The sequence below is a fragment of the Streptomyces sp. ISL-11 genome, from assembly GCF_018614525.1.
GTDB lineage: Bacteria > Actinomycetota > Actinomycetes > Streptomycetales > Streptomycetaceae > Streptomyces.
Genome location: NZ_JAGGOL010000047.1, coordinates 1 through 15,572, shown reverse-complemented (window position 1 = coordinate 15,572; position 15,572 = coordinate 1). Strand labels below are relative to the sequence as shown.

The following is a 15,572-nucleotide window of genomic DNA, read 5'->3' as shown; positions in this document are numbered from 1 at the left end:
GGTCAGCTCCGGTTCCCGGCGACGCTCTCGCGCACCGCGCGCAGGGACTCCTTGAGCGAGCCCATGGTGGCGAGGACGGCCGTGGGTTCGTAGCCGCAGTGGGCCATGCAGTTGTCGCAGCGCGGGTCCTTGCCGCGGCCGTACTTGTCCCAGTCGGTCTCCTCGATCAGCTCCCGGTAGGTCGGCACATAGCCGTCGCTCATCAGATAGCAGGGGCGCTGCCAGCCGAAGAGGGAGTAGTTGGGGATGGCCCACGCCGTGCACGGGAAGTCGACCTTGCCCTCCAGGAAGTCCAGGAAGAGCGGGCTGTGGTTGAGCCGCCAGCGGCTCCGGTTGCCGCCGGAGAACGCCTTCTTGAACAGCTCGCGGGTCTGCTCGACGCCCAGGAAGTGGTCCTGGTCGGGAGCCTTCTCGTAGGCGTAGGCGGGCGAGATCATCATCTCGTCGACCTTGAGATCGTCGTTGAGGAAGTTGAGGACCTCGACGATGGTCTGCGGGGTGTCGGTGTTGAAGAAGGTCGAGTTGGTGGTGACCCGGAAGCCGCGCCGCTTCGCCTCCTTGATCGCCTCCACGGCCTCGTCGAAGACGCCTTCCTTCGCAACGGATTCGTCGTGCCGCTCCCGCAGCCCGTCGATGTGCACCGCGAACGCGAAATAGGGTGAGGGGGTGAATTTCTCCATCTTCTTGCGCATCAACAACGCGTTGGTGCAGAGGAAGACGTATTTGCGCTTGGCAACCAACTGCCGCACGATCTCGTCGATCTGCGGGTGCATCAGGGGCTCGCCACCGGCGATGGACACCATCGGCGCGCCGGACTCCAGCACGGCGCCCACGGCCTGGGCGACGGGCATGCGCTGCTTGAGCACACCGGCCGGGTGCTGGATCTTCCCGCAGCCCTCGCACTTGAGATTGCAGGCGAAGAGCGGTTCCAGCTCGACGATCAGAGGGAACTTCTCCCGCTTCCGGACCTTCTGTTCAAAAAGGTAGGTTCCCACCCGGATGGACTGACGGAGCGGCATGGCCATCTGGCTCACCTCCTGGGGAGCAGTAAAGATCGGTGCCATTCGATAAAAGCCGGAAGGACGGTGCGGAGCACCCGGAAGGCTGATATTCCACCCCGCAACGTCCCGATTCGTACGAGTTCATGTTCCGGAGCGTCCACGACCACTCGGACGGCCGCAACGGGGCGTGAGCCCGCACGGACGGCGCTTCGGAGCGTGGCGGCGGACTCCATGTCGACCGCGAGCGCTCCCGCGGCGTGCAGGGCCGCCCGCTCCGCGCCGCGTACGACGTGGTCCGAGCCGACCAGCGGACCGGTGTGGATGACGCGCCGGGGCAGCGCCCGCGCGAGCTCCTTGGCGAGCAGCTCCACCCCGACGCACTCCGTGCGGCCCCGCGGATCGCGGGTCTCGTCGGCGACGACCAGGTCCCCGGGGTGCATCCCCGGGGCCAGGCCGGCGCAGAAACCGGTGGCGATCACGGCCGCGTCCCGCATGGCCGCGTCGTCGGCGAGCGCGCGCGTGACGGCCTGATCCGCGGCGTGCGGTCCCATGCCGGTGCGCAGTACGGTCACGGGGCCGGCCGCACCGCCGAGACCGCCGCCGCGCAGGGCGAGGCGCTCGATGCCGAGCGCGCAGGCGATCAGCAGCGGCGGTACGGGACCGGGGTTCCCCGTGCCGTGGGTCATCACGCCTCCCGGCGCTCGGCGGCGAGGGGATCGCCGTGGACGTAGCGGCCGAGGGCCGTGACCGGGAAGACCTGGCGGTAGAGGTGGTAGTTGATGGAGAAGTCCCACGGGAAGCCGGTGCCGGTGAACTCCGGTTCGTCCCAGGAGCCGTCCTGGGCCTGGCGCTCCACCAGCCACGCCACCCCGCGTTCGACGGCCTTGCCCTCCCCCTCGCCCGCCGCGAGCAGGGCCATCAGGGCCCAGGCGGTCTGCGAGGCGGTGGAGGTGCCGCGGCCGATCCACTCGGGGTCGCGGTAGGAGCGCAGGTCCTCGCCCCAGCCGCCGTCGTCGTTCTGGACGCTCTCCAGCCAGCGCACGGCCCGGCGGATCGCCGGGTGGGAGGCGGGGAGGCCGGCGGCGACGAGGGCGGGGATCACCGACCCGGTGCCGTAGACGTAGTTGACGCCCCAGCGGCCGAACCAGCCGCCGTTCTCCTCCTGTTCGGCGAGCAGCCACTCGATGCCGCGCCGGGTACGCGGGTCGTGCTGCTTGCCGAGGACCGCCAGCATCTCGACGACGTGCGCGGTGACGTCCGCGGACGGCGGGTCGATGACCTCGCCGAAGTCGCAGAACGGCAGCCGGTTGGGCAGGGAGCTGGTGTTGTCGGCATCGAAGGCGGCCCAGGCGCCGTCGCTCGACTGCATGCCGAGGGTCCAGCGTGCCGCGCGCTGGACGGCCGCCTCGACCCGGGTGGGGTCGGGGTGCCCGACGCGCTTGAGCGCGAGGACGACCTCGGCGGTGTCGTCGATGTCGGGGTAGTTGTCGTTGTGGAATTCGAACGCCCACCCGCCCGGAGGGAGTTCGGGCCGCCGTACGGTCCAGTCGCCGGGCCGCAGGATCTGCTCGTCCAGCATCCAGTCGACGGCCTTGACGAGCGCCGGGTGGTCGGGCCGTACGCCCGCGTCGGCGAGCGCGATGGTGGCGAGACAGGTGTCCCACACCGGGGACTGGCACGCCTCGATCATCCGGGAGCCGTCCTCGCGCCAGACGGCGAACCGGTCCAGCGACTCAAGGCCCGCTCGCAGCACGGGATGGCCGAGGTCGTAGCCCAGCAGGTGCAGGGCGATGACGGAGTAGACGGCGGGTGGCTGGATGCCGCCCCAGCAGCCGTCATTTTCCTGGCGTTCGATGATCCAGCGGGCCGCCGCGTTGAGCGCGGCCCGGCGCACCGCCTTGAGCGGAAACTTCCGGTATTGGTGGAGCGCCTTGTCCAGGCGCTGGAAGACGCCGTCCCAGCTGGCGGCAGAGGCCAGGGGCCGCGGCGGGTTGGGCCTGCGCGGGTCGGTGTGCAGCTCGTCGAGGGCGAAGGGGGCCGGGCGTACGGGCCGCTTGGCCGACACGACGGTGAGCGGCACGATGGTCTGCCGCGCCCAGCTGCCGAAGTCGTAGATGTTCAGCGGGAACCACTTCGGCAGGTACATGATCTCGGGCGGCAGTTCGGGGAGATCGTCCCACTTCCACCAGCCGAAGAGCGCGAGCCAGATCCGGGTGAAGACGCGGGCGGCGGCGATGCCGCCCTGCTCGCGCACCCACGCGGAGGCGGCGGCCATGTGCGGGGCGTCGGGCGCGTCGCCGGCGAGCCGGAGGGCGACGTAGGCCTCGACGGTCGTGGAGAGTTCCGGGGGGCCGCCCCGGAAGCCGGCCCAGGTGCCGTCGGCGCGCTGCTCGGAGCGGATGAAGAGGGCGGCCGCCCGGGTGGTCCGCTCGTCGGAGATGCCCAGGAACTGGCGGAGCATCAGGTCCTCGGCGTCCATGGTGACGTTGGTCTCCAGGTCGCCCTTCCACCACCCCTCGGCGTCCTGCCGGGACAGGAGGTGCTCGACCGCCCGGGCGGTGGCCCGCTCGGCGGCCGCCCGGGGCGATTCCGGCCCGTCGGCGGCGGGCGGGGGCGTGAGGGTGGTGCTGTCGGTAACGGTGGTGCTGTCCTTGGCCGCGGCTGCGCGGGGCGGCAGGGCCCCGGTGCTTCCGTCGGTCGTCGCTGTCATGGTTTCCCCTTTTTGCAGTGATCTTTCTTCTCTGCCGTGCTGGGGGTTCCGTCGGCCGACGCTCCCGTCAGGGCGTCGGCCGGCGACTGCGATCTACTCAGATCGGGTGAATGGGAATCATCTCTTTCGTACGACGACGAAGTCGGCGAGCGCGACGAGCTGGGCGCGGACCTCCGCGGGCATGTCGACGCCGTCGAGCGCTTCGATGGCGGTGGCGTGCTGGCGGCGGGCTTCCTGGGAGGTCCACTCCCGGCCGCCCGCCTCCTCGATCAACGCCGCGCGGCTGGCGAATTCTTCCTCGTCGAAGTCGGCGGACTGCGCGTCGCCGAGCTTGGCGTCGGCGGCGAGGATGTCGGCGAGTCGCGTGGAGGCGGGGCCGCCCGCGGCGAGGGCGGCGACGACCGGGAGGGACTTCTTGCGCTGGCGCAGGTCGCTCCAGGTCTGCTTGCCGGTGGCCTCCGGGTCGCCCCAGATGCCGAGCAGGTCGTCGACGGCCTGGAAGGCGAGGCCGAGGTGGTAGCCGTACGCCTCCAGCTGGTCCGCCGTCCGGTCGTCGGCGCCGCCGAGGACCGCGCCGATGGACACGGCGCAGGCGAGCAGCGCGCCGGTCTTGTTGCCCTCCATCTCCAGGCACTCCTCGACGGTGACCCGCTCGCGGTGCTCGTAGGAGATGTCCTGGGCCTGGCCGTCGATCAGCTTGCGGGTGGCGGTGGTCAGCCGGCGGGTGGCGCGGCCGGCCTCGACCGTGCCGAGCTCCAGCAGGATCTCGTTCGCGAGCGCGAAGAGCGCGTCGCCGACGAGGATGGCCTGCTCGGGACCGTAGACCTTCCACACCGTGTCGCGGTGGCGGCGCTGCTCGTCGCCGTCCATGAGGTCGTCGTGGAGGAGCGAGAAGTTGTGCACGAGCTCCACGGCGACGGCGCCGGGAATGCCCACCTCGGGCGCCGCGCCGGCGGCCTCGGCCGAGAGCAGGGCGAGGGCGGGCCGGACGGCCTTGCCGCCGTCGCCGTGCGTGGGCCGGCCCTCCGCGTCGATCCAGCCGAAGTGGTAGGCGGCGACGGTGTCCATGGGCGGCGCGAGCCGGTCCACGGCGGCACGCATCACCGGCGTGGCAAGCGTCCGTCCGCGCTCCAGCAGGGCGTTGACGCCTGCGGTGTCGACAGCTGGGATCGCCGAAGTCACGGTCTCTCCTCTGGTGGTCGTGCTCGTACGCGCCCCGTTGCGGGAACGCGACGCTTGATGGCTCGCCTCGGTCATACCGGCTCCCGCAAGGGGTCGTGATGCGGTCGGCCGAGCTCGGAGAGTGCCGCGCCGGCGGCGTGGACACCGCTGCGCACCGCGCCCTCCATGGTCGCGGGCCAGCCGGTGGCGGTCCACGCGCCGGCCAGGAACAGGCCGGGCGTGTTCGTGGGGGCGCCCGGCCGGAGCCGGCCGACGCCCGGGGTGGGGGCGAACGTCGCTGTCCGCTCCCGGGTCACGAAGAAGTCCCGTACGCCGGCGCCGCGCGCGGCGGGCAGCAGCCGCTCCAGCTCGGGAAGATAGCGCTCGCGCAGCTCGGCGACGGGCCGGTCGATGTCGTCGTGGGCGGCCGACTGGGAGACGGCCAGATACTGCCAGTCCGCCTTCTCCCCGCCCCCGTCGGCGAGGCCGGAGGAGTCGGTGCGGTCGAAGACCCACTGCACGGGCGAGCCCAGCGCCGCGAAGAACGGCTGACGCAGGACTTTGCGGTCGTATACGACGTGGAGGTTGATGATCGGCGCGGTGTCGATGTCCAGGAGCCGGTCGGGTTCGTCGAGCGCGCCGTCGGGCAGCAGCGCGCAGGTCTCGCGCTGGGGCAGGGCGAGCACGACGGTGTCCGCGTCGAGCCGCTCGCCGCCGCCGGGCCCGGCCTCGGTGTCGACGTGCCAGCCGGTCGCGTCGCGGGTGACCGCGGTGGCGCGGGTGCGCAGCTCGGTCCGTACGCCGGCCTTGTCGAGGGCGGCGCGGGCGCGGGTGTCGTGCAGCTCTCCCAGCGGTACGCGCGCCCAGCCGATGTCGGCGGCGCCGGGCTCGGAGAGCAGCCCGGTCTTGAAGACCATGGCGGCCAGGCCCAGCGAGGAGCGGTCGGCGGTGGCGTTGAGGGTGGCGATGCCGACGAGGTCCCAGAGCGCCTCGACGGTGCGGTCGGACTGGCCGTGGCGGCGCAGCCAGCTCGCGAAGTCCTCGTCGTCCAGGGCGGGGTCGTCCAGGTCGAGGCCGCGCAGGGCGAGCGCGGCGCGGCCGACCTTGGCGCGTTCGGCGAGCGAGAGGTGCGGGTAGGTGGCGAGGCTCGCCGCCAGGTGCAGCGGCACGGGCAGGGCGGTGCGGCGCAGCCGACCCAGGCGCGGCTTGCCCGAGGGGTGGCCGATGTCGAGGACGGGGACGTCCAGGCGGCTCTGCAGCGGGGCGAGTTCGGCGGCGTCGACGCGGTCGAGGAACCACTGGTAGGCGGTGCAGCAGCGCAGATAGACGTGCTGGCCGTTGTCGATGGTGAGGTCGCCGCGGCGGAAGGAGAAGACGAGCCCGCCCAGCCGGGGCCGGGCCTCGATCAGGGTGACGCGCAGCCCGGCGTCGGCGAGCTGGAGGGCGGCCGTGATGCCGGCGAGCCCGCCGCCGACGACCACCGCGGCCGCGCCGGACGGGCGGTCCGCCGCGGCCGCGCGCTGCCGCTCGGGCCGCGTCGTCGTGCCTGGTGTCGTCATGCGCCCTTCCCCTCGGCTGCTGTCAGTGACGTGTGCCATCGGCGGAGGGTTGCACACCGCTTGCCCGTCCGGGTACGGGGCGTCCGGGGGATCAAGCGCGCCCCCCGGCGGTCCGCCGGTGGACGCTGCGGGCGTCGAATCCGGACAGGCCGCGCACGGCGACGTAGATCTTCTCGCGGCCGGGGAGCGAGACACGGCCGCGCAGGACGGCCTCGGGGTCCTCGGCGATACGATCCAGTAGCCTGCGGTAGATGCCGGACATGGCGGCGACGCAGGCGCCGCTGCGCCGGTCGAGCATGGGCAGCAGCTTGGTGCCCTCGGCGAACAGGGCCCGGGCACGCCGGATTTCGAAGTGCATCAGGCCGGTGAAGTCGGCTCCGGCCGGGGGCCGGGTGGAGTGGAAACCGTCCGAGCAGCCGAACTTGGCGAGGTCGTCGGAGGGGAGGTAGGTGCGGCCGTTGGCCGCGTCCTCGCGGACGTCACGCAGGATGTTGGTGAGCTGGAGCGCGAGTCCGAGCGTATCGGCGTACTCCGAGGCGCGCGCGGCGTCACGCGCGCCGGGCACGGTGCCGAACACTCCGAGCGAGAGCCGCCCGATGGCGCCCGCGACACAGCGGCAGTACACGGCGAGGTCGTCCCACGTCTCGTAGGTCTCCCCCCGCACATCCATCTGAACGCCGTCGATCAGTTCGTCGAGCCCGCCGAGCGGGATCGGGAAGCGGCGCGCGGCATGACTGAGCGCGACGGCCACCGGGTCGGTGTCGTCCTCCTCGATCCTGCCCTCCCGGATCCGGGCGAGCAGCGCGCGCGTCTCCTCCAGCCGCAGCTGTTTGGCGGCCGCGTCCAGCGGGCCGTCACCGATGTCGTCGACCCGCCGCGAGAAGGCGTACAGCGCGGACATGGCGCGCCGCTTGGCGGTCGGCAGCAGTCTGATGCCGTAGCTGAAGTTACCGGCCTGGTGGCCGGTGACCGCCTCGCAGTAGCTGTACGCGGCGAGCACCGGCCCGGACGCGTCTGGCGATCCGTTCACGGTCCCGCTCACCCCTCTCTTCGCAGTGTCGCTCCCACCTCGCGCAGCAGGCTGAGCTTGGTGGGCTTGGGCGGTCCGGGCAGTACGTCGTGTCCCGCGGCGGCGACCGCGCGGAGCGCGGCCCTCCCCCCGCCCACGAACCCCGCGAGCAACAGCTTCAACCTGCCGTGGACGCTACCCACCAGGGGGGTGCCTTCATTCAGCAGTTCCCCGGCGCGTTCCGCCTCGTACGCGACCAGGGCGCGCAACGACGCGCCGCTGGTCGGACGGGCCAGATCGGCCTCGCCGACATGGAAGCGCTTCATGTCCTCGGCCGGGAGATAGACGCGGTCGCGCCCGAGGTCCTCGGCGACGTCCTGCAGGTGTTCGACGATCTGCAGAGCGGTGCAGACCGCGTCCGAGCGGCGGATCCGCTCGGGGCTGGCGGTGCCGGTGATGCCCAGGACGAGGCGGCCGACGGGGTTGGCGGACAGCTCGCAGTAGGCGAGCAGGTCCTCGTAGGTGGCGTAGCGGCGCACCCGCTGGTCCTGGCGATTGGCCTCGATCAGCCCGAGGAACGGCTCGGGGGTCAGACCGCACCGGCGGACGGTCGGGCGCAGGCGCAGCAGCAGGGGGTGGCGGGGGCCGGTGCCGGAGCGGTCGAAGACGCGCTTCAGGTCGGCCTCGAAGGCGTCGAGCATGGCCGGGCGGTCGTCGGTCCGGTCGCGGTCCAGGCCCAGCAGCTCGGCGTCGCGGCCGCCGGGGGCCAGGTCTCCGTCGCCGATGTCGTCGACGAGGCGGGCGTAGCCGTAGACGGCCATGAGATCGTCGCGCCAGGCGCGCGGCAGGAAGAAGGGGGCCACGGGGAAGTTCTCGTGCGCGGCCTTGTCGAGTACGGCGCGCTCGTGCGCGGCCGTCCCCGCCGTCACCGCGGACTGCCCGGGCACGTCACACGGTCGGCGACGGCGTGAGCGCCTCGGAGCTGGAGAGTTCCCGTAGCCATTGCCGTCACATCTCCCGTTCTACACTGCCGACCCAGAACATCCTATTTCGGACACGCCGCAGGGCGGGCGCCCCACGGCCGCCCTGCGCCCCCTGGGCGCCTGCCGCCTCTTCGCCGGGGTTTATCCCGGCGGGATACACCGGTATCGCCCCGCTTCTGCGCAAATCAGCACGGTACAGCGTACGCCGTACAGCTGTGCGCCGCGCCACCGGGTAGGTGCTTGATCCATACAATGCCACGCGAGGGGCGAATCGGCCCTGACAATAAGCGAGTTGATCGTTACGGATAGGTCAAGGCCCCCGGCCGCGCGGGGCGGCGGGGGCCCGGGCGGCCGGCCGGACAGCCCCTAGCGGGCCGTCTCCTTCTCGTAGGCCCGCACGACCTCCTCGGTCGGTCCGTCCATCAGCAGCCGGCCGTGCTCCAGCCACAGCACCCGGTCGCAGGTGTCACGGATGGACCGGTTGTTGTGGCTGACGAGGAAGACGGTGCCGGCCTCCTTGCGCAGCTCGCGGATGCGGGCCTCGGAGCGCTTCTGGAACGACCGGTCGCCGGTGGCCAGCGCCTCGTCGATCATCAGCACGTCGTGGTCCTTGGCCGCCGCGATGGAGAACCGCAGGCGGGCCGCCATGCCGGAGGAGTACGTGCGCATCGGCAGGGTGATGAAGTCGCCCTTCTCGTTGATGCCCGAGAAGTCGACGATCCCCTGGTAGCGCGCCTTGATCTGCTCGCGGCTCATGCCCATGGCCAGGCCGCCGAGCATCACGTTCTTCTCGCCGGTGAGGTCGTTCATCATGGCCGCGTTGACGCCCAGCAGCGACGGCTGGCCGTCGGTGTAGACCTTGCCGCGCTCGGCGGGCAGCAGCCCGGCGATGGCCTTGAGCAGGGTCGACTTGCCGGAGCCGTTGGAGCCGATCAGGCCGATGGCCTCGCCGCGGTAGGCGGTGAAGCTGACGCCCTTGACCGCGTGCACCTCCCGGACGCCGGCCCCCGGCGTCCGGCGGACCAGCCGGTTGAGCGCGGCGGTCGCGCTGCCGCGGCCGGTGTTGCCGCCGTAGACGCGGTAGACGATGTGGACGTCGTCCGCGATCACGGTGGGGATACGGGGGGCGGGGGCCCCGGTGGGGTTCTGTTCAGCCACGGCCGTACTGCTCCTCAGCCTTCCAGAAGTACACGAAGCCTCCGACGCCGAAGAGCAGCGCCCAGCCGACGGCCAGGGCCCACACGTGCGGCGGCAGGTGGATCTTGCTGTGGTTCTCGATCAGCGACCAGCGCATCAGGTCGATGTAGACCGCGGCGGGGTTGGCGCTGAGCACGTCGACCACCCACGCGGGGGCCTTCGCCTTCTGCAGCGCGTCGGTCAGGCTGTACATCACGCCGGACGCGTACATCCAGGTACGGGTGATGAACGGCAGCAGCTGCGCGAGGTCCGGGGTCTTGCTGCCCGCACGGGCCAGGATCATCGCGAGGCCGGTGTTGAAGCAGAACTGCAGCACCAGCACCGGGACGATCAAAAGCCAGGTCAGCTTCGGGAGGTGACCGAAGCCGAGCAGGAAGAGGAAGAGCACCACCATCGAGTACAGCAGCTGCTGGAGCTGCTGCAGGGCGAAGGAGATCGGCAGCGCCGCCCGGGGGAAGTGCAGCGCCCGCACCAGCCCCAGGTTGCCCGAGATGGCGCGCACGCCCGCCATCGCCGAGCTCTGGGTGAAGGTGAAGACGAAGACGCCCGTCACCAGGAAGGGGATGTACGTCCTGATCCCCAGGCCCTTGCTCTGCTGCATGAGCACGCCGAAGATGAGGAAGTACACCGACGCGTTCAGCAGCGGCGTGGCCACCTGCCAGACCTGGCCGAGCTTCGCCTTGCTGTACTGCGCGGTCAGCTTCGCCCGGGAGAACGCGAGGATGAAGTGCCGCCGCGCCCACAGCTGCTGGGCGTACTCCCCCAGCGGGGGCCGGGCACCGCTCACCGCGAGGCCGTACTTCCTGGCCAGCTCGCCGGCGGGGAGTCCGTCGTCGGGTGATGGCGGGGCACTCATGGCGACCGCACTGTCGTGCGTTGTCTCGCTCACAGTTGACACTTTCGTCCTCAAGGTGCGCTGCCGGGGTGTGGCCCCGGTTCGCGCCCGATGCTCTCAGACACGAGCTTGTCAGATCACGGGAGGCCGACCCAGTCGGGTCAGGCGCCAAACGGTACGCCACTTCATGGGGCGCCGTGGACCACAGGGAGTCGCCCAGCCCTCCTTGAAACCGCCGAGCCAGGCCCGCAGCGCGGCCGGCGACGGCCGCCGGGCCAGGGTCAGCAGCAGCCAGACCCCGAGGTAGACGGGGACCAGGGGGGCCGGGAGGTTGCGGCGGGCCAGCCAGACGCGGTTGCGGGCCACCATGCGGTGGTAGACCGCGTGGCGGCTGGGCGCGGTGGTCGGGTGGTGCAGCACCATGTCCGACCGGTAGTCGATCAGCCAGCCGGCGTCGAGGGCCCGCCAGGCCAGGTCGGTCTCCTCGTGCGCGTAGAAGAAGTCGTCGGGCAGGCCGCCGACCTCGGCGAAGACCCTCGTACGGGCGGCGTTGGCGCCGCCGAGGAAGGTGGTCACCCGCGAGGAGCGCATCGGGTCCGAGGCGCGCAGCCGGGGGACGTGGCGGCGCTGGGTGACCCCGGTGTCGGGGTCGGCGATCCGGAAGCTGATGATGCCCAGCTTCGGGTCGTCGGCGAACGCCCGCCGGCACAGCTCGGCGGTGTCCTGGCCCGGCAGCAGCCCGTCGTCGTCGAGGAAGAGCAGGGCGTCGACGTCGCGCCCGGCGGGGCCGAACGCCTCGATGCCGACGTTGCGGCCGGCCGGGATGCCGACGTTCTCCGACAGCTCGACGGTCCGTACGGTCAGGCCCGGGACGGCCAGCGGGGGCAGCGGGGAGCCGTTGCCGACGACGACGACCTCGATCGGGTCACCGTCCTGCTTGGCGACCGACTCCAGCAGTGCGCGCAGCTCCGCGGAGCGGTTGCCCATGGTGAGGACAACCGCGCCGAGCCGCAGGGAGGAAGCACTCATTTGAGCCTGCTCGAAGCGAGGATGGACACGAGATGCAGCACAGTCTGCAGTACCGCGATGGCGGCCAGAGCGACCACGGCGATCCGGGTGAACAGCAGGTCGCCGTGGACCGCGTCGGCGATCCCGGCGGCCAGGATCACCAGCGACGCCTCGACGCCGCCGACCAGCCGGTGGAACTTCAGGGCGGCTGCGGCCTTCCGCGCCAGGGCCATGCCCGAGGAGCGGGGGGTGGCCGCGGAGTCCTCGACCGCGGCCATGCCGCTGCGGGCGCGGGCCACGTCGACCAGGTCCGTCTCGGCCTTGATCAGGATGGCGCCGAGGGCGGCCACCGTGCCCAGGAGCGCCCACTGCCACTGCGTGGCGGAACCGTCGCGGTGGAAGACGTCCGCCGCGCGGATGCCGAAGCCCACCAGGAGGGCGGCCTCGGAGAGGTAGTGGCCGACCCGGTCGAGGTAGACACCGGTGGTCGAGGTGACCTTGCGCCAGCGGGCGAGCTCGCCGTCCACACAGTCCAGCAGCAGGTACAGCTGGATGAGCAGCGCCCCGAGGATCGCTCCGGTCAGGCCCGGCACCAGCAGTGCCGCGCCCGCCGCGATGCCGGCGAGGATCATCAGGCCGGTGTATCCGTTGGGCGAGAGCCTGGTGTTGACCAGGACCCGGGTGCACCGCAGCGAGATCTCCCGCATGTAGATGCGCCCGGCCCAGTGCTCACCGCTGCGCCGGTCCTTGAGACCGCCGGGGTGAACGACCGGGCGGAGTTCAGCTAGTGACGGTTTTGGCATAGTCGGCGTAAGCGTCCCTGATCTGGTCGATGGAGAGGTCGAGGTGCTCCAGGATCGTGTAGCGCCCGGGGCGGGTCCGCGGGGCGTACTCGACCGCCTTGACGAATTCCTCGGCGCTGAAGCCGATCTCCTGCGGCAGCACCGGCAGGCCGTGGCGCCGCAGCACCTCGACCATCAGCGCGGACTCCTCGCAGGCCCCGCGCAGGTGCATCGCGAAGGCGGCGCCGAGGCCGCACTGCTCGCCATGGCTGGCCGCGCGCTTGGGGTAGAGAAGGTCGAAGGCGTGGTTGATCTCGTGGCAGGCGCCGGAGGCGGGGCGGCTGTCGCCGGCCACCGACATCGAGATGCCGGTGAGGACCAGGCCCTCGGCCAGCACCTGGAGGAAGCTGTCGTCGCCGACGCCGCCGGGGTGGCGCAGCACGGCCTCGCCGGCCTGGCGGGCCATGGCGGCGGCCAGGCCGTCGATCGACTCGCCCGTCTCGCGGTGGGAGAGCTCCCAGTCCGCGACGGAGGAGATGTTGGAGATCGCGTCGCCGATGCCGGAGCGGACGAAACGGACGGGTGCCTCGCGGATGACGTCGAGGTCGATGACCACGGCGATCGGGTTGGGCACCCCGTACGAGCCGCGGCCCGCGTCGTTGTCGAGCGTGGCGACCGGCGAGCACAGGCCGTCGTGCGACAGGTTCGTCGCGACCGCCACGAGCGGCAGGCCGACCCGTGCGGCGGCGTACTTCGCACAGTCGATGATCTTGCCGCCGCCGAGGCCCACGACCGCGTCGTAGTGCCCCTTCTTCATGGCGTCGCCGAGCTGGATGGCGTCGTCGAGGGTGCCGCCGCCGACCTCGTACCAGGAGGCGCCGGGCAGCGCCGGGGCGAGCCGCTCGCGCAGCACCGCCCCGGAGCCGCCGCTGATGGCGATGGCCAGCTTGCCGGAGCTGGAGATCCGCTGATCGGCGAGGATCTTCGCCAGATCGTCCAGCGCTCCGGCCCGGATGTCGACGACGACCGGCGAGGGGATGAGCCTCGTCAGTACTGGCACGCGATCCCCCGGCCCTTGGCGAGGTCGTCGTGGTTGTCGATCTCGACCCACTTCACATCGCCGATGGGGGCCACGTCGATCGTAAAGCCGCGGTTTACCAGCTCCTGGTAGCCGTCCTCGTAGTAGAGGTCGGGGTCGCGCTCGAAGGTGACCTTGAGGGCGTCCGCCAGGTCGGCGGCGGCCTCGCCCTCGATCAGGGTGACACCGATGTACTCGCCCGTGGCCTCGGCGGGGTCCATCAGCTTGGTGATGCGCTGGACGCCCTTGTCGGGGTCCACGACGACCTTCATCTCCTCGTCGGCGAGCTGCTTCACCGTGTCGAGAGCGAGGATGATCTTCCGGCCGTTGCCGCGGGCGGCGAGCAGGGTCTTCTCGACGGAGACCGGGTGCACGGTGTCGCCGTTGGCGAGGATCACGTCGTGCTTGAGGGCGTCACGGCCGCACCACAGGGAGTAGGCGTTGTTCCACTCCTCGGCCTTGTCGTTGTCGATCAGGGTGAGGCTGAGGCCGTACTTGGCCTCCAGGGCCTCCTTGCGCGCGTACACGGCTTCCTTGCGGTAGCCCACGATGATCGCGACCTCGGTCAGACCGATCTCGGCGAAGTTGGCCAGGGTGAGGTCGAGGATGGTGGTGTCACCGTCCACCGGCACCAAGGCCTTGGGCAGAGTGTCGGTGTAGGGACGCAGACGCCGTCCGGCGCCGGCGGCCAGCACGAGGCCGATCATGCGGGTTCTCCTGTTTCGTCGTGTACTGCGGGCGCCCCGGAGGACACCCAGAAGCGGATGCTCTCGATGAGCACCGCGATCGCGAGGGCGGCCGCGAGGACCGTCAGCGCGATGGTGAAACCTTGGTCATGCCACAGGGCGGCGGCGGTCGTGACCGCCAGGACCCGTCCCTCGTGCCCGCCGATCGCCCGCACCAGCCAGTGCGGGGGGGCGCCGGTGCCGCCGCGGATGCGGTACACCGTGTCGTAGTGATGGTAGGCGACCGCGGCCACGAGGCCGAAAGCCGCAGGAAGGGCGCCGGGGGCACCGGACCGCGCCGCGAGGACGAGGATGATCCCGTACTCCGCCGCCCGGAAGACCGGGGGCACGAGCCAGTCCAGGGGGCCCTTGAGGGGCTGTGCGACGGCCAGACCGGCGAAGACGGCGTAGCCGGCGGCCTGGAGGACGGCCCACCACGTGCCGCCGTTGTCCGCGAAGAGGGGTCCCACGAGGAGCGAGGCCGCGGCCAGCGCGGCCCAGAAGGGCGCGCTGTAGGAGCTCGCGGGCACCCTCCGCCCGACGCTGCCGCTCACGGCCTCCGCGAGGGGCCCGGAATCGGCGAGGTCGGCCAGCGCCCGGGCGGCGCGGTCGGTGCGCCGGGCCTTGCGCGTCAGGGACCGCAGCACGCGGCCAGCGGTGGTGTAGCAGGCGGCCAGCGCGCAGCCGACGAGCAGCGCGTAGAAGACGACGCGGGGCGTGGTGAGCGCGGTGAGGACGGCGATCATCGCCCAGCGCTCGCCGATGGGCAGCACGATCATGCGGCGCACCCAGACGGTCCAGCCGACGCTGTCGAGCCGGTCGGAGAGGGCGGCCGTGGGGCTCGTATTGGCGGCGGCGTCGTGGTTGGCCTCGTTGAACGAGAAGTCGACGACGTGCCGGCAGGTCTGCAGGACCATCGCGCCGAGGGCCGGCGCCCAGACGTCGTCGTGGCCGCCGCCGTGGGCCGCGCCGATGGCGAGGCCCGCGTAGTAGGCGTACTCCTTGGCGCGGTCGAAGGTCGCGTCGAGCCAGGCGCCGAGCGTGGAGTACTGCAGGGAGTAGCGGGCGAGCTGGCCGTCGGTGCAGTCCAGGACGAAGGAGAACAGCAGCAGCGCGCCGGCCGCGACGAACCCGGGCCGGGTGCCGGTGGCCGCGCAGCCGGCCGCGATCAGCGCGGTGAGCAGCGAGGCGGTGGTCACCTGGTTGGGGGTGAGGCCGCGGCGGGCGCACCAGCGGGCGAGGTAGCGGGAGTACGGGCTGATGCAGAAGGTGGTGAAGAACCCGTCGCGGGACTTCACGGCGGTGCGCAGCCGTACGGCCTCGTCGTCGACGGCCTCGACCTCGGCCCGGGTCTTGGCGCGGGCCTCGGCGTCGTCGGGCACGGCGGCGACGAGCACGCCCAGGTCCGGGCGGTGCAGGGCGACGCCGTCGGCGGTCAGCCGGTCGGCGAGGGCGTCGGGCAGGCTCGCGGGGGCTCCGGTCGCCCCGGGGCCACCGGCCGTCGCGGCGGCGACCGCGTGCGTG

The 15,572-nt window shown here is 71.9% G+C and carries 14 protein-coding genes; all 14 read right to left on the bottom strand.

Features of this window, described 5'->3' with window-relative positions; all coding sequences use genetic code 11:
- Positions 1-2: 2 nt before the first annotated feature.
- Positions 3-1,025, bottom strand: coding sequence for an adenosyl-hopene transferase HpnH (gene hpnH / locus J7E86_RS11960; protein ID WP_215081580.1), 1,023 nt, complete (start codon positions 1,023-1,025; stop codon positions 3-5).
- A 5-nt stretch (positions 1,026-1,030) separates the two neighbouring features.
- Positions 1,031-1,687, bottom strand: coding sequence for a 1-hydroxy-2-methyl-2-butenyl 4-diphosphate reductase (locus J7E86_RS11955; protein ID WP_215081579.1), 657 nt, complete (start codon positions 1,685-1,687; stop codon positions 1,031-1,033).
- On the bottom strand, positions 1,687-3,711 hold the full coding sequence (gene shc / locus J7E86_RS11950) for a squalene--hopene cyclase (protein ID WP_215081578.1): 2,025 nt from the start codon (positions 3,709-3,711) through the stop codon (positions 1,687-1,689). The genes J7E86_RS11955 and shc overlap by 1 nt, the downstream gene beginning before the upstream one ends.
- 117 nt (positions 3,712-3,828) lie before the next feature.
- Positions 3,829-4,893 carry a polyprenyl synthetase family protein gene (locus tag J7E86_RS11945; protein ID WP_215081577.1) on the bottom strand — a complete coding sequence of 355 codons (1,065 nt, stop codon included), beginning with the start codon at positions 4,891-4,893 and terminating at the stop codon, positions 3,829-3,831.
- A 71-nt stretch (positions 4,894-4,964) separates the two neighbouring features.
- Positions 4,965-6,431 (bottom strand): hydroxysqualene dehydroxylase HpnE, encoded by a 1,467-nt coding sequence (hpnE, locus tag J7E86_RS11940; protein ID WP_215081576.1) that lies wholly within the window; start codon positions 6,429-6,431, stop codon positions 4,965-4,967.
- A gap of 91 nt (positions 6,432-6,522) precedes the next feature.
- Complete coding sequence (gene hpnD / locus J7E86_RS11935) at positions 6,523-7,473, bottom strand: presqualene diphosphate synthase HpnD (RefSeq protein ID WP_215081575.1); 951 nt, start codon at positions 7,471-7,473, stop codon at positions 6,523-6,525.
- A complete protein-coding gene (hpnC, locus tag J7E86_RS11930) occupies positions 7,470-8,369 on the bottom strand; it encodes a squalene synthase HpnC (RefSeq protein ID WP_215081627.1) in 900 nt (299 codons plus the stop codon). The genes hpnD and hpnC overlap by 4 nt, the downstream gene beginning before the upstream one ends.
- Positions 8,370-8,789: 420 nt before the next feature.
- Positions 8,790-9,581: an ABC transporter ATP-binding protein gene (locus J7E86_RS11925; RefSeq protein ID WP_215081574.1), complete on the bottom strand. Its 792-nt coding sequence runs from the start codon at positions 9,579-9,581 to the stop codon at positions 8,790-8,792.
- Entirely contained in the window at positions 9,574-10,509 is a 936-nt protein-coding gene (locus tag J7E86_RS11920; RefSeq protein ID WP_215081573.1) for an ABC transporter permease, read from the bottom strand. Before J7E86_RS11920 ends, J7E86_RS11925 begins: the two co-directional genes overlap by 8 nt.
- A gap of 78 nt (positions 10,510-10,587) precedes the next feature.
- Positions 10,588-11,484 carry a glycosyltransferase family 2 protein gene (locus J7E86_RS11915; protein WP_215081572.1) on the bottom strand — a complete coding sequence of 299 codons (897 nt, stop codon included), beginning with the start codon at positions 11,482-11,484 and terminating at the stop codon, positions 10,588-10,590.
- Complete coding sequence (locus J7E86_RS11910) at positions 11,481-12,266, bottom strand: CDP-alcohol phosphatidyltransferase family protein (RefSeq protein WP_215081571.1); 786 nt, start codon at positions 12,264-12,266, stop codon at positions 11,481-11,483. Before J7E86_RS11910 ends, J7E86_RS11915 begins: the two co-directional genes overlap by 4 nt.
- Entirely contained in the window at positions 12,244-13,305 is a 1,062-nt protein-coding gene (locus J7E86_RS11905) for an iron-containing alcohol dehydrogenase family protein (RefSeq protein ID WP_215081570.1), read from the bottom strand. Before J7E86_RS11905 ends, J7E86_RS11910 begins: the two co-directional genes overlap by 23 nt.
- Entirely contained in the window at positions 13,293-14,030 is a 738-nt protein-coding gene (locus tag J7E86_RS11900; RefSeq protein WP_215081569.1) for a sugar phosphate nucleotidyltransferase, read from the bottom strand. The genes J7E86_RS11905 and J7E86_RS11900 overlap by 13 nt, the downstream gene beginning before the upstream one ends.
- A partial coding sequence (locus J7E86_RS11895; protein ID WP_215081568.1) for a DUF5941 domain-containing protein occupies positions 14,027-15,572 on the bottom strand: 1,546 nt, incomplete at its 5' end. The genes J7E86_RS11900 and J7E86_RS11895, both read right to left, overlap by 4 nt.

What these genes read in the sequence shown, in the direction of transcription:
- hpnH (WP_215081580.1), bottom strand. Translation starts at nt 1,025, where the DNA reads ATGGCCATGCCGCTCCGTCAGTCCATCCGGGTGGGAACCTACCTTTTT.
- J7E86_RS11955 (WP_215081579.1), bottom strand. Translation starts at nt 1,687, where the DNA reads ATGACCCACGGCACGGGGAACCCCGGTCCCGTACCGCCGCTGCTGATC.
- shc (WP_215081578.1), bottom strand. Translation starts at nt 3,711, where the DNA reads ATGACAGCGACGACCGACGGAAGCACCGGGGCCCTGCCGCCCCGCGCA.
- hpnE (WP_215081576.1), bottom strand. Translation starts at nt 6,431, where the DNA reads ATGACGACACCAGGCACGACGACGCGGCCCGAGCGGCAGCGCGCGGCC.
- J7E86_RS11915 (WP_215081572.1), bottom strand. Translation starts at nt 11,484, where the DNA reads ATGAGTGCTTCCTCCCTGCGGCTCGGCGCGGTTGTCCTCACCATGGGC.
- J7E86_RS11910 (WP_215081571.1), bottom strand. Translation starts at nt 12,266, where the DNA reads ATGCCAAAACCGTCACTAGCTGAACTCCGCCCGGTCGTTCACCCCGGC.
- J7E86_RS11900 (WP_215081569.1), bottom strand. Translation starts at nt 14,030, where the DNA reads ATGATCGGCCTCGTGCTGGCCGCCGGCGCCGGACGGCGTCTGCGTCCC.